The sequence below is a fragment of the Actinomyces israelii genome, from assembly GCF_030253495.1.
Classification (GTDB): domain Bacteria; phylum Actinomycetota; class Actinomycetes; order Actinomycetales; family Actinomycetaceae; genus Actinomyces; species Actinomyces israelii.
This window is the reverse complement of the sequence record NZ_CP124548.1, coordinates 570,581-582,895: the sequence shown is the minus strand read 5'-3', so window position 1 is coordinate 582,895 and position 12,315 is coordinate 570,581. Positions and strand designations below refer to the sequence as shown.

Genomic DNA, 12,315 nt, shown 5'->3' with positions numbered 1-12,315 from the left:
ACCATGATGTGCCGCTGCCTGAAAGTGTCTCGATCAGGCTATTACGCCTGGCTGGGCCGGGAGCCATCAAGAACCGTGCGACGCAGAAAGGAGCTCAGCGCCTTGATCGAGTGGGTCCTCAACAGCTCCCGCGGCACCTACGGGTACCGCCGTACTCACGCCGCCCTGGCCCGCAGAGGCGTTGAGACGAGCCCGGACACGGTGCGCTCCATCATGCGCTCCCAGGGCCTGGAGGCCGCACAGCCACGCCGAAAGGTCCGCACCACCGTCCCGGCCGCGGACCTGGGCTCGCGCCCCGACCTGGTCCGGCGGGACTCCCGCCGCCAACAGGCCGGGAGTGAAGTGGGTGGGCGATATCACCTATATCCGCACCTGGGAGGGGTTCGTGTACCTGGCGACCGTCCTGGACTGCTGCACGAAGAAAGCAGTCGGTTATGCGATGGCGGACAACATGCGCACCGACTCCGTTATGCGAGGCGATCGATATGGCGGCCCGCAGGTGCCCGTACACAAGAGGAGAGACGGTATTCCACTCGGACCGGGGGTGCCAGTACACCTCCGAGCAGTTCTCCCAGCATCTGGGGAGATATGAGATCAACGCTTCCACGGGCAGGACCGGGGTGTGCTGGGACAATGCCTGGGCAGAATCCTTCAACGCGACCCTGAAGAATGAGAGGGTCTATCAGATGGTGTATCCCACAAGAAGCAAGGCCATCCGGGATATTGCCTCCTGGATCGAGCTGGAATACAATCAGAAACGACTCCACTCCGCCCTGGGGTACAGGACGCCCAACGAGGTCGAGGAGGAGCACCGAGCAACAAGACAAGCAGCCTGAAAGACCGCTTTCAGAGCTGTCCGAGACACGCCCGGCAGTCCAGTGGTCTGCTGGTGGTTGGGTCCATGGTTACTCGGTGCGGTTACCCGGTGTGGTCGGGAACTGTTGCCTGATGTCGTGTCCGGCCTGTTGGATCTGCGGGTCCTCGTGGGCCAGGGCCTGGTCGGCGACCCAGCGCGCCTGGTCGTAGAGGCCGAGATGGTCCAGGGCAGCGGCGGATACCCGGTAGTCCGACGGGCCGAGACCATCCGTACTGGTGGTGAGCCTGGTCCTGACCCAGGGGGCCACGACCTTCCGGATATCAGAGTGGCCGAGGTGCCCCAGCAGCTCCACCACCCTCACGTAGTACCGCTCATGGTACAGCCACGGCATCAACGAGGGAGCCACCCTGTAGATCTGTCTGTATGAGAGGAACCTCGCCGCGGACAGCGCGTCCATGACCGGGTCCCTCCCCGTGCTGTCCCGCGGCCGACGGGCGGGATCCAGCCACTCCTCCAGGACCGGAATAATTTGCTCCACATCACCGTAGAAGTACAGGAAATGCCCACCCTTATAAAATTTCTCCGCAACAGCGAGAGCCAGGTCGACGGCCCTGCCGGTGTTGTCGTCATTTGGTTCTGACACGGTGGTGCTCCCAGTTCCGCGGCGGGCGCCCCGACACCAGGGTCGGGGGCTGCCCGCCCCTTTTTTGTCGTTAAGCGGGTTGTTCAGCGTCTTGAAGGACATTCCCTACGGCCGCGAGCGGGCCTACTCGCCCCCGGCCTCCAGGGCGGCGGAGAAGTCCTCCTCTATCTCGCGACCTTCCTGCTGTATCTGCGGATCCTCGTGGGCCAGGGCCTGGTCGATGACCCAGCGCACATCATCATAGAAACCGAAGTAGTACAGTATGTTAGCGGCATCCTGGTAATCCTCCCATTCAAGACTGCTCGAGGTGGTCAGCTCATTCCTGACGTAGGGGACCACGACCCGCCGGATCTCGGAGTGGTCGAGGTGCCCCAGCAGCTGCAACACCCTCATGCGGTACCTGATAACGTAGGCCCAGTACATCAGCGAGGGGGCCAGCTCCCGGATCCGCGGGCAGTCGAGAAAATACGCTACAGCAAGCGTATCCATCACGTAATCCTCCCTGGAGTCGGCTCCTCCTCGGTGGTGGGGGTCGAGCCACTCCCTCAGGACCGGCATGACCTCCTCCACGGCCCCAGGCGACCCCAGAAGACGCTCAGCCTCATACCCCTTGTCCGCAGCCGCCACCGCAAGCTCGGCGACGCTAGCGTAATCATGATTGTTTCTTGATCTTGACATCCTTCTGCCAATCCAATGACTCGAACTTCCTGCGGAACTCGTCCAACGTCATCTCCCGAGTAGGGTGGATCGTCCGGTGCCCCCGTACGGCGTACCCATTCACATCTCCGCCGTCGACGTGGACTGGACTGCCGGGTGCGTCTCGGACTGTGGTTGATTGTGTTGCTCAGGCGGCTTTGTTACTGCTTGCCAAATCGTGTTCTCACCCACGGCGTGCCCGGTCACCACGAGGGCCCGGCCCATCCCCTCCGCCACCGCGACAGGCACTCGTGCACCGCCTCCCCCGACCCGCTTGGCCATCTCCGCGACAGCATCCAGGCCGACACCGCGGACGGCGCACACAACCGCCCCCGCCCTCAGTCCCCGCTGGCTTGCAGGACGTCCGAACGCCCCCCCATCTGAAGAGAATACCCCGCTCCCCACGTCATGCCGATCTGCGTGAAGTAATCCCATATCGATTAACCCACGAAAGGAGTCTCGGAGGGCTGTTTGTTTAATGTCTATCACGCCGGTAATCCGTTAAAAACCCTCCGGAAACCTCCAGGCCATCCGTAAAATCACATTTAAGCGCACTCTACGAATTAAGGCTCAAGGCCACCCAATAAGGTGTCGACATCGACGCAAACAAGTTGACCAGCATCGCATATGATGCGTAATTCATCTTTGCCAATAGCGGCTCCTCGTTCATACAGTTGTGTACACAGAATGGCGAGAGCGGCGCCCCACTCCCCATTTCCGATAAGATGAAGCATGACGGAGAAATCTCCCTGTTGCAGTTCGGGATTCTTGACGACCTGTAGCAGCAAATTTCGTACCCGCTTGCCAACAGAAGACGCATCTATAAATACTTGATTATTGCTAATCACCTTGCCGTGCAAGGGATCTGCGACAATGCTAACTTGTTCTCCCAGTAGATCTGCAATAATCCAGTAAAGAGGACTTGTGCCGTTCTTGGCAAAAGGTTCACCTATTCGTCCAGTCAGTTGAATCTGTTTAAAATTATCCAGACCATCTTCCAACATAAGGTCCACGCAAGCGTCCACGTCCTCCTGCGTCCAGGACACGGGGAGCGATGTGTTGCGGACCGCTACAGGATTATCTGGTCCATAGACCCTTGGAGAGTTATTTGCGGTCCGCCAATACTTAAAGTATTGGCCGGTCTTCACATCTAGCTCGTCGGCCAACTTGACCATTTTGCGCAACAGCGGATCCTTGGGCGGAGTCTCCGCGTACTCGAACAGAAGATCTGCCGCCAATTCAAATTCTCCGTGAGCAACATACTCTAAAATCTGCGCAACCAGTCCGGGCAGCAACTCGTCCGCGATAATGACGCAGTCTATGAGGGCGTCTCGAATATCGCGTGACGTCAAAATGCCTCTCCTTTCGATTCCTTTTAGTGCCAACAATCCTTGGGCTTTGATGCTTAATCAAAAAGGATTTGGAGGATTTATAGCCCCCCGGAACGGGATATGCGGTGACTATCTCCTGCCCCGCCGGCTCTGCGACAGCTTTAATATTTACCCCCTCTCGTTTTCCTACACTCACAACGCGGGCAGGGGTGACGCCTTTGGTGTACAAAGACTTCACCGGCCCAGTCTGTTGCCCCCAAAGTGCATTCGGGTCGGTTCGTCTGATACATTGTGCATGATCTGGCCATCAGACCACTCTTCCGGGAATGATGTCTTACCTGGACCTCCGGGCCACTTGCGACCCTGAATGTTGGTGGAGGAACCGCTATCGCCGTAGAGGATGTCGTGATTCCGTAACTCGCTAGCAAGATTGACTGGACTGCCGGGTGTGTCTCGGACTGTGGTTGATTGTGTTGGTCAGGCGGCTTTGTTACTGCTTGCCAAATCGTGTTCGGCTTCGCCCTGCGTCCGGTACCCGAGCGCCGAGTGAAGACGTGCCTGATTGTATATCAGCTCGATCCACGAGGCAATATCGTTGATGGCCTTGCGTCTCGTGGGGTACACCATCGGCGTGGGCTCTCTCGCTCTTCAGGGTCGCATTGAACGACTCCGCCCAGGCACCCGCCCGACAGCCCACCGATTCAACCTCGCTTCTCAAATTCGTCTTTTTTTCCACCACTGTCCGAGAAACACTGGACAGCTCATCTCCTCTGGTGGTCTGCTGGTGGTTGGGTCCATGGTTACTCGGTGTGGTTACCCGGTGTGGTCGGGAGCTGTTGCCTGATGTCGTGTCCGGCCTGTTGGATCTGCGGGTCCTCGTGGGCCAGGGCCTGGTCGGCGACCCAGCGCGCCTGGTCGTAGAGGCCGAGATGCTCCAGGGCAGCGGCGGATACCCGGTAGTCCGACGGGCCGAGACCACCCGTACTGGTGGTGAGCCTGGTCCTGACCCAGGGGACCACGATCCTTTGGACACCGGCGTGGTCGAGGTGCCCCAGCAGCTCCACCACCCTCACACGGTACCGGTCGCAGTACAGCCACGGCATCAACGAGGGAGCCACCCTGTGGATGTCGCCGTACTCGAGGAACCTCGCCGCGGACAGCGCGTCCATGACCGGGTCCCTCCCCGTGCTGTCCCGCGGCCGACGGGCAGGATCCAGCCACTCCTCCAGAACCGGAATAATTTGCTCCACATCCCCGTGGAAGTAGATAAGGCTCCCGGCCTCGCAATCCTTCTGCATGACGGCTAGGGCCAGGTCGGCGGCCCCGCCGGTGTTGTCGTCATTTGGTTCTGACACGGTGGTGCTCCCATCCTGCGGCGGGCGACCCGGCAACGCGGCCGGGCTGCCCACCCCCTTTTGTCGTTAAGCGGATTGTTCAGCGTCTTGAAGGACATTCCCTACGGCCGCGAGCGGGCCTACTCGCCCCCGGCCTCCAGGGCGGCGGAGAAGTCCTCCTCCATCTCGCGACCTTCCTGCTGTATCTGCGGATCCTCGTGGGCCAGGGCCTGGTCGATGACCCAGCGCACCTCATCATAGAAACCGAAGTGATACAGCACGTCAGCGGCATCCCGGTAATCCACCCAGTCAGGAACACTCGAGGTTCTCAGCTTGTCCCTGACGTAGGCGACTTCGAGTCTCCGGATGTCGGAGTGGTCGAGGTGCCCCAGCAGCCGCAACACCCTCATACGGTCCGCAATAACGTCCGTCCAGTACATCAGCGAGGGGGCCAGCTCCCGGATCCGCGAGCAGTCGAGAAAACCCGCCACAGCGAGAGCGGCGGTCGCAGAACCTTCCCCAGGCTTGGCTCGTCGCCGGTAATGGGGGTCGAGCCACTCCCTCAGTACCGGCATGACCTCCTCCACGGCCCCAGGCGACCCCAGAAGACGCTCAGCCTCATACCCCTTGTCCGCAGCCGCCACCGCAAGCTCGGCGACGCTAGCGTAATCATGATTGTTTCTTGATCTTGACATCCTTCTGCCAATCCAATGACTCGAACTTCCTGCGGAACTCGTCCAACGTCATCTCCCGAGTTGGGTGGATCGTCCGGTGCCCAGGGGCCCTGAGCCCCTCCACATCTCTGCCGTCGGCGTGGACGCTCACCCCCTCCGGAAGCTCACTGCCCGCGGGCAGACGGTGAGCCCACCCGTTGAGATGCTTACTAGCTTCTTCAGGAGAAGCAAAGGCCGAGGCCCCCCTTACCACGTCCGTGGGCGATGTCGGGGCGGGCCCGCCACCGACGATATCGCTGCCACTACTGACACCAAAATCTGACTCGCGGGGCGCTCGTGGGCCGGCTCCCCCGCCTACCGCCCACTGGACTGCCGGGCGTGTCTCGGACTGTGGTTGATTGTGTTGGTCAGGCGGCTTTGTTACTGCTTACCAAATCGTGTTCGGCCTCGTTGGGCGTCCGGTACCCGAGCGCCGAGTGAAGACGCGTCTGATTGTATATCAGCTCGATCCACGAGGCAATATCGTTGATGGCCTTGCGTCTCGTGGGGTACGCCATTCGGTGGACTCTTTCGTTCTTCAGGGTCGCATTGAACGACTCCGCCCAGGCATTGTCCCAGCACACCCCGGTCCTGCCCACCGAAGGATGAATGCCGTAGCCTTTCAGGTGCCTGGCGAACTGCTCGGAGGTGTACTGGCTGCCGCGGCCTGGGGTGGAAGATCGTCTTCCCCCTCCTCGTCGGGCACCTGCGGGCCGCCATATCGATCGCCTCGCATATCAGGTCGGTGCGCATGTTGTCCGCCATCGCATAACCGACCACTTTCTTGGTGCAGCAGTCCAGGACGGTCGCCAGATAGACAAGTCCCTCCCAGGTTCTGATATACGTGATATCGCCTACCCACTTCACTCCCGGCTGGCTGGCGGTGAAGTCCCGCTTGACCAGGTCGGGACGCGAGCCCAGGTCCGCGGCCGGGGTGGTGGTGCGGACCTTTCGGCGGGGCTGTGCGGCCACCAGGCCCTGCTCACGCATGATGGAGCGCACCGTGTCGCGGTCCACCACCACGCCCCTGCGCCACAGGGCCGCGGTGATGCGCCGGTACCCGTAGGTTCCGTCCGAGGCACTGAACTCAGTCCTGATGAAAAGGGCCAGTCTGCGTCTTCTGGTGGTAGTCGCCGACTCCGGCCTGCTGCGCCAGCTGTAGTAGCCGGACTTCGATACTCCGGCCCACTGGCACATCAGCGCGACCGGGTAGCTGTGCTCCTGGCGGTGAATGGTCTCGTACCTTGCGAGTCACTTCTGCTCCCTCGCGAAGTACGCCGCTGCTTTTTTTTAGGAACTCGCATCACCACTCCTGGCGTTGCGCAGCTCGGCGCGCAGCCTCCTGGTCTCAGCCGACTCGCTGCGGAAACCCTCCTCATCCTGGGCGGTGGAATGATCCCTGCGGTACCTGCCCACCCAGCTCACCACTCCTCTGGGCCGGCAGATCATAAGAAGCAGCCACCGACGCGATCGTCCGGTCCTTCTCCACGATCTCACGCACAACCTGCGCCTTGAACTCATCCGAGTACTTCACTCTCGACATAATCCCATCCTATCCCGCCACCAGAACACCGGGTCCCCACTGTCCGAGAAAAACCACTCACTCCAGTTGTTGCCGTCGTACAGGTAGCGGGTCACCGTCCCGTCCGGGCGGCGCATGGTCTCACGCCGGTGAGGTGCCTGGTGTTTCTTGGACAGTGGTGGAAAGAGTACTGTTTTGAGAGATGAGGTATAATCTGATTATGTCGGCACAGGGACTCAGTAGTGGGCTCAAGGAGCAGGTGGTCCTTGAGGTAGTCGAGAAGGACCGGACTATCGCGGAGGTGGCGAGGTCCTACGGGCTGGTTCCTTGGGGCGGTGGGAAACTGGGTCAAGAAATGGAGGAAGGACCACCCGGAGGCTGTCGACGCGGAGGCATCCTCCGAGCAGTCGGCGGAGAACAGGAGGCTGCGCGCCTGGCTGCGAGAGGCCAGGAGTGGGGAAGCGAGCTCCGAGAAAAGCGGCTTCCTTCCTTCGCCCAGAGGGTCCCGGTAGGCGCCCGGTACGCGCTGCGTCCACCGCGGTAGACAGGAAGCTACCCGATCACCATGATGTGCCGCTGTCTGAGAGTATCCAGGTCCGGGTACTACGCCTGGACAGGGAGGCGGCCATCAAGACCCGCACGACGCAGAAAGGAGCTCAGCGCCTTGATCGAGTGGGTCCTCAACAGCTCCCGCGGCACCCTGCGGGTACCGAAGGGTCCACGCCGCCGGGGCCCGCAGAGGCGTTGAGACGAGCCCGGACACGGTGCGCACCGCCCGTGCGCTCCCAGGGCCCGCCAGGCCGCAGCCACGCCGAAAGGACCCGGCGCCACCGTCCCGGCCGCCGGGCCCGGGCTCGCGCCCCGACCTGGTCCGGCGGAACTTCACCGCCAACAGGCCGGGAGAGCAGGTGGGTGGGCGACACCCACCTGTATCCGCACCTGGGAGGGATTCGTGTACCTGGCGACCGTCCCCGGCTGCTGCACCAAGAAAGCAGTCGGGTACGCGATTGGGGCGACAACACGCGGCACCGACTCCGTTATGCGAGGCGATCGATATGGCGGCCCGCAGGTGCCCGCACACGACAGGAGAGACGGTATTCCACCCCAGGCCGGGGGTGCCAGTACACCTCCGAGCAACTCGCCCAGCATCTGGGGAGATATGAGATCAACGCTTCCACGGGCAGGACCGGAGTGTGCTGGGCGGGTGCCTGGGCGGAAGTCGGCGGGTGCGACCCTCAAGGAACGAGAGGGTCTATCAGATGGTCCACCACCGCAAGAAGCAAGACCATCCGGGATACTGCCTCCCAGGTCGAGCCCGGTACACACGATCAGAAACAACTCCACTCCGCCCTGGGGCACAGGACGCAGGGCGAGGCCGACCAGGAGCACCGAGCAGCAAGACAAGCAGCCCGAGACACCGCTTTCAGGGCTGTCCGAGACACGCCCGGCAGTCCAGTCCAGGCCATCCAGGCCACCGGCACCACCACCGTCCACAACCTCCACGTCCCCGCCACCAACAACTACCACGTCCACACCACCACCAACCAACCCATCCTCGTCCACAACGACACCGGACCAAAAAAGAAAGGACTCGACCCCTGCGACACACCAAGCGCAGGAGACGTAAAGCCAAGTGAAGAACCCACGATCTTCGACTCCAGAAATGCTGCCTTCAGAGCCGCCAAACGCGACGCCAGAATACCTGCAGGCGAGCAGCCGTCTTCTGTTGCTATGGCTGGAATTAAACAAGATCGGTGTGTGGCGGTGCGACTGGGAGGTGCTCGAAGTCGTAGTCGAAGGTGCGGTTGGTGATGTAGGCGGTGAGGGGCGCGAAGGTGTTCTCCGGGGTGTCGCGCTGGAGGTTGGCGACATTGTTCTTGGCGGCGTTCCACACGTGTTCTGTGGGACCCAAGGTCGGGGGCGTACGGGGGCATGTAGATGGGCGTGATGCGCTCCAGAGCCTGACCAGGGGCATAAAGATCGTTCAAAGCCTTGGCGTGGTGGAACCTGGCGTTGTCCAGGACCACCGCGATCTTCTTCCCCTCATCGGTCTCGCGCGCCAGGCGACCCATCATGAGGGCGGTCTGCTCGGCGTCCTGGTTTCCCTCGATGGGGTAGATCCTCATCTTCTTGGTCGTCAGGCTCAGTGCCCCGAAGAACGACCGGCTCACCTTCTTACGGTCCACGTACAGCCTTGCCCTCCTCCCCCTGGGGAGGGCCGCGTGCGTCGGGTCTCGGCCTCGTGGCGGGCGCGGACCTCGTCGACGGTACAGACCTCCCATCCGCCCTGGAGCAGATCGTTGACCTGGCGCCGGATCTGGGCCATCCGCCTGGCGATGGCCTTCTCGTCGCGGCGCCCCTCGAACGGGTCGGGGAGCTTGAAACTCATGCCCAGAAAGCGCATGAGCAGCCGATAGGAGGACTCGGACCTGTACTCGACGCCGGAGCTTGATGGACACGACGTCCTCAAGGGGCCGGGACGTCCCAGAAGCCGGCCCCGGCGCCCGCCTCCGACGGCGGTCTCCTCAGGGTCTCCTCCAGCTCCTCCTTCTGCGCCCGCTTGAGCCTCGCCGCGCTCCCGCCCACGGCATGACCGGTTACCACGGAGCCCAGCCTGGCCTGCCGCCACCGCGACAGCCACTCACGTACCCTCCCCTCGGCCCGCTCGACCATCTCCGCGACAGTATCCAGGCCAACGCCACGGGCAGCGTACACAATCGCCTCCGCCCTCATTCTCACAAGCTTGTAGGTGTCCGAGCGCTTCTTCCACCTGATGAGGATGTCCCGCCCCTCGTCCGTCATGCCGATCCGCACGAGGCAGTCCTATACCAGATGCTCCGCAGACGCCAACCAGGAATCCCGCAGCAGCCGCCCCAGAATGCCATTTTGTTTAATTCCAGCCATAGCGTAAAACTTCGAGGCGCACCAAAGGCGCAAGCATACCAAGACCATGAGGGGGTAATTTGGACACGCGAATACCATTTCACCGATCCCAGTCACGACCATATCGTCATCCAGGACCATGCGGCAGGGCACGCGTTCGGCGAAGGAGGTAAAGGGGACCAGGGTCCTCACTTCAATGTGAGACCATCAACCAACCTTGATACAGGAGAAGTGCCAGGAACCCTAGGTCACTACGGATTCGGGGATTGGAGTAACGTTAATGGCGCCAACCAATAACATTGACTATAGTGCTATAAGTGGCGGGGGAATAGTCTACGACTTATATGGGCCGCAGGGCCCTGATCCGGTTAATGTGCGCGCCGATGCGCTTGATATAGACCACACCTTAGGTGTCGTGAGGCTGCGCATTGACGTCCGGCAGATTCCTCAGAATCTACCAGACTGGTGGACTGAAGGTGGCGACATGCTCGACCTGTTCCTAGAGTGTCATGGGCAGGTGGATGTCAGCAGCGAAGTAAACGCGGACACGAGCGGACTGGACGTACAAGCTCTTCCGGGCGGGCGCATTGAAGTCACCCTGTCCAGAGAAGGGCGCAGCATGCGGATGAGGTCGAATGTGTGTACGCTAGACTACTACAAGGTATATAGATATTATGTCTGACCCAAGCGCGAATACCCCCATTAACTGGTGGGCCTCTGGTTTCTTCAGATCCCGAGGCCTGCTCGAGGTGTTCAACCGACGCCCGCCCTCCTTGGAGGGGGCGATCTGCTCGCGGATGCTCATCGAGCATTTTCCCGAAGATGCTCGGCTCACGGTAGAGCTTGCTGACACCCCCGACCCGCTCCCAACCAGGTGGGCACGTCGAGGGCACAACGCCTTGCGCTTGTATTTACGGATATCCGATCTGTCATATCTTCATGTGCGAGGATCCCTCACCGGCGGCCTGCGCTGTATCCGCATTACATCGAGTCCACGGGGAGTCACTACCGCGATTTGGAACGACGTCTACGAAGCCAAGATAGCGGCGCAGTACGGATACTTCAGCCAGATAGAGGCATTCCATCGCGATGCGCCCGCTACCTTGTAAGTATGGCTGGAATTAAACAAAGACGCTGCAACTGGGTGGCCCGTTCTCCCTGAATCTGATGGGAAAACCACGGTTGGAGCCCTAAGGTGGAGTGACGCGGAAACCCAGGCTCATTACTCGAATTTCATAAGCTCACCCGGACCCGCTCTTCCGGATAACCTTAAGCCACTTCCGGCCGCAAGGCACGTTGAAGGTCAAGGAGCCTTATATATGCGAGCAGAAGGGACAAACGAAGCGGAACTGTACGTCAATCACCCTAATGGCACGTGCGGCATGTGCCATTCGAATACCCCGACTCTACTCGAGGAAGGGTCTGTTATACGCGTCATCCCTCCGGACGACGCAACCCCCAAGCGGTACTGGCATCACACGCCCACGACTCGCGTAGGTAATTCTAGGTCGCCATTTATTGAATAGACGTGAGGAGTTTTAATGGAGCACGTTATTAATGTTCAGGATTTCTACGAAGATGATCTGACTTTAGACAACCTTGACGAGTTCAAGAAATTTATCAGGAGACGTTTCGAGGAGGATTCAAATCGCTTCATCGTCTCATGTGGCGCCCGCTGGTTCCCGAACGTAAGGGTTTATGTTAAAGGCGCGAACGCAGTTGCATATTACACGTCTTCAGACGAGACGACGATGTATGCGAGTGTCGGCACGCACAGCAAGGGTCCCGATATCACTTTTCTTGACTATTCAGGGAATTCGATCAGAAGTACGATCGAACTGCCCCACGAGTCCATCATTTCATCTGAACTTGCAGAGATGTGCCTGATTGAATTTGCGTGAACGGGAAGGCGCCTGGACACGATCGCTTGGCTCGAACTCTAAAAGACCAATCACTGGGCTGCCCGAGACACGACCGGCAGCCCAGCGCGACACCCCGGAGAACACCTTCGCGGCCTTCACCGCCTACATCACCAACCGCACCTTCGACTACGACTTCGAGCACCTCCCAATCACACCACCACACACCGATCTTGTTTAACTCCGGCCAGAGCTCGCCATGAACGTGAGGCCCGGCAAGGTGGCAACGGTCACCGCGGGCTACGCCCCCGACGGCCGCGTAATAGCGGGGCGTTCCGGGGGTGGTCGCTGTGCGGAGGATCATGTAGTCGAACAGCTCGGTGTCAAACCGAGTGATGTGCAGTTCACCGAGGCCGTACGACCAAGATTCGTACAGGCTGAGGCTCAGGGAAAACCGCACCCTGATGTGGAGATCAAGATCTGCCCCAGGTGTCAGGGAAAGTACTCCAGGGACCAG

The 12,315-nt window shown here is 60.6% G+C and carries 16 protein-coding genes and 3 pseudogenes; 7 read left to right on the top strand and 12 right to left on the bottom strand.

The features are described 5' to 3' along the window. Window positions 1–3 precede the first annotated feature (3 nt). From AIF0345_RS16610 to AIF0345_RS02265, 3 genes and pseudogenes are all read left to right on the top strand, one after another. Window positions 4–243 (top strand): annotated as a pseudogene (locus AIF0345_RS16610) (IS3 family transposase); the annotation flags it as partial. Window positions 244–337: 94 nt separating this feature from the next. After that, complete coding sequence (locus AIF0345_RS16605) at window positions 338–592, top strand: DDE-type integrase/transposase/recombinase (RefSeq protein ID WP_353962058.1); 255 nt, start codon at window positions 338–340, stop codon at window positions 590–592. After that, on the top strand, window positions 486–836 hold the full coding sequence (locus AIF0345_RS02265) for an integrase core domain-containing protein (protein WP_285297001.1): 351 nt from the start codon (window positions 486–488) through the stop codon (window positions 834–836). Before AIF0345_RS16605 ends, AIF0345_RS02265 begins: the two co-directional genes overlap by 107 nt. 69 nt (window positions 837–905) lie before the next feature. On the opposite strand, the gene AIF0345_RS02260 is transcribed toward AIF0345_RS02265, so the two are convergent. From AIF0345_RS02260 to AIF0345_RS02220, 12 genes and pseudogenes are all read right to left on the bottom strand, one after another. Then, on the bottom strand, window positions 906–1,460 hold the full coding sequence (locus AIF0345_RS02260) for a HEAT repeat domain-containing protein (RefSeq protein ID WP_285297000.1): 555 nt from the start codon (window positions 1,458–1,460) through the stop codon (window positions 906–908). A 123-nt stretch (window positions 1,461–1,583) separates the two neighbouring features. Beyond that, window positions 1,584–2,087 (bottom strand): hypothetical protein, encoded by a 504-nt coding sequence (locus tag AIF0345_RS02255; RefSeq protein ID WP_285296999.1) that lies wholly within the window; start codon window positions 2,085–2,087, stop codon window positions 1,584–1,586. Between the two features lie 632 nt (window positions 2,088–2,719). Next, window positions 2,720–3,508 carry a hypothetical protein gene (locus AIF0345_RS02250; RefSeq protein ID WP_285296998.1) on the bottom strand — a complete coding sequence of 263 codons (789 nt, stop codon included), beginning with the start codon at window positions 3,506–3,508 and terminating at the stop codon, window positions 2,720–2,722. Window positions 3,509–4,287: 779 nt separating this feature from the next. Further along, the gene (locus AIF0345_RS02245; protein WP_285296997.1) at window positions 4,288–4,842 is read right to left on the bottom strand and encodes a hypothetical protein; all 555 of its coding nucleotides are present in this window, start codon (window positions 4,840–4,842) and stop codon (window positions 4,288–4,290) included. Between the two features lie 119 nt (window positions 4,843–4,961). Beyond that, on the bottom strand, window positions 4,962–5,465 hold the full coding sequence (locus tag AIF0345_RS02240) for a hypothetical protein (RefSeq protein WP_285296996.1): 504 nt from the start codon (window positions 5,463–5,465) through the stop codon (window positions 4,962–4,964). Between the two features lie 437 nt (window positions 5,466–5,902). Continuing rightward, the gene (locus AIF0345_RS02235) at window positions 5,903–6,145 is read right to left on the bottom strand and encodes an integrase core domain-containing protein (protein ID WP_285297877.1); all 243 of its coding nucleotides are present in this window, start codon (window positions 6,143–6,145) and stop codon (window positions 5,903–5,905) included. 73 nt (window positions 6,146–6,218) lie between these two features. Then, a pseudogene (locus AIF0345_RS16600) lies at window positions 6,219–6,767 on the bottom strand (IS3 family transposase); the annotation flags it as partial. 142 nt (window positions 6,768–6,909) lie between these two features. Then, window positions 6,910–7,077 carry a transposase gene (locus AIF0345_RS16595; RefSeq protein WP_353962057.1) on the bottom strand — a complete coding sequence of 56 codons (168 nt, stop codon included), beginning with the start codon at window positions 7,075–7,077 and terminating at the stop codon, window positions 6,910–6,912. 1,720 nt (window positions 7,078–8,797) lie between these two features. Beyond that, a complete protein-coding gene (locus tag AIF0345_RS02230; protein ID WP_285296995.1) occupies window positions 8,798–8,968 on the bottom strand; it encodes a hypothetical protein in 171 nt (56 codons plus the stop codon). 58 nt (window positions 8,969–9,026) lie between these two features. Further along, a pseudogene (locus AIF0345_RS16590) lies at window positions 9,027–9,227 on the bottom strand (transposase); the annotation flags it as partial. Then, complete coding sequence (locus AIF0345_RS02225) at window positions 9,224–9,445, bottom strand: hypothetical protein (protein ID WP_285296994.1); 222 nt, start codon at window positions 9,443–9,445, stop codon at window positions 9,224–9,226. The gene AIF0345_RS02225 and the pseudogene AIF0345_RS16590, both read right to left, overlap by 4 nt. Window positions 9,446–9,522: 77 nt before the next feature. Continuing rightward, a complete protein-coding gene (locus AIF0345_RS02220; RefSeq protein WP_285296988.1) occupies window positions 9,523–9,870 on the bottom strand; it encodes a helix-turn-helix domain-containing protein in 348 nt (115 codons plus the stop codon). Between the two features lie 18 nt (window positions 9,871–9,888). Between AIF0345_RS02220 and AIF0345_RS16585 the strand changes: the two genes are divergently transcribed. From AIF0345_RS16585 to AIF0345_RS02210, 4 genes are all read left to right on the top strand, one after another. Beyond that, window positions 9,889–10,236 (top strand): HNH/endonuclease VII fold putative polymorphic toxin, encoded by a 348-nt coding sequence (locus AIF0345_RS16585; protein WP_353962056.1) that lies wholly within the window; start codon window positions 9,889–9,891, stop codon window positions 10,234–10,236. An 818-nt stretch (window positions 10,237–11,054) separates the two neighbouring features. Beyond that, window positions 11,055–11,465 carry a DddA-like double-stranded DNA deaminase toxin gene (locus tag AIF0345_RS16580; protein WP_353962066.1) on the top strand — a complete coding sequence of 137 codons (411 nt, stop codon included), beginning with the start codon at window positions 11,055–11,057 and terminating at the stop codon, window positions 11,463–11,465. A gap of 15 nt (window positions 11,466–11,480) precedes the next feature. Further along, window positions 11,481–11,840 carry an Imm1 family immunity protein gene (locus AIF0345_RS02215; RefSeq protein WP_285296993.1) on the top strand — a complete coding sequence of 120 codons (360 nt, stop codon included), beginning with the start codon at window positions 11,481–11,483 and terminating at the stop codon, window positions 11,838–11,840. Further along, complete coding sequence (locus AIF0345_RS02210; protein WP_285296992.1) at window positions 11,833–12,039, top strand: hypothetical protein; 207 nt, start codon at window positions 11,833–11,835, stop codon at window positions 12,037–12,039. The genes AIF0345_RS02215 and AIF0345_RS02210 overlap by 8 nt, the downstream gene beginning before the upstream one ends. The last annotated feature ends 276 nt before the right edge of the window (window positions 12,040–12,315 follow it).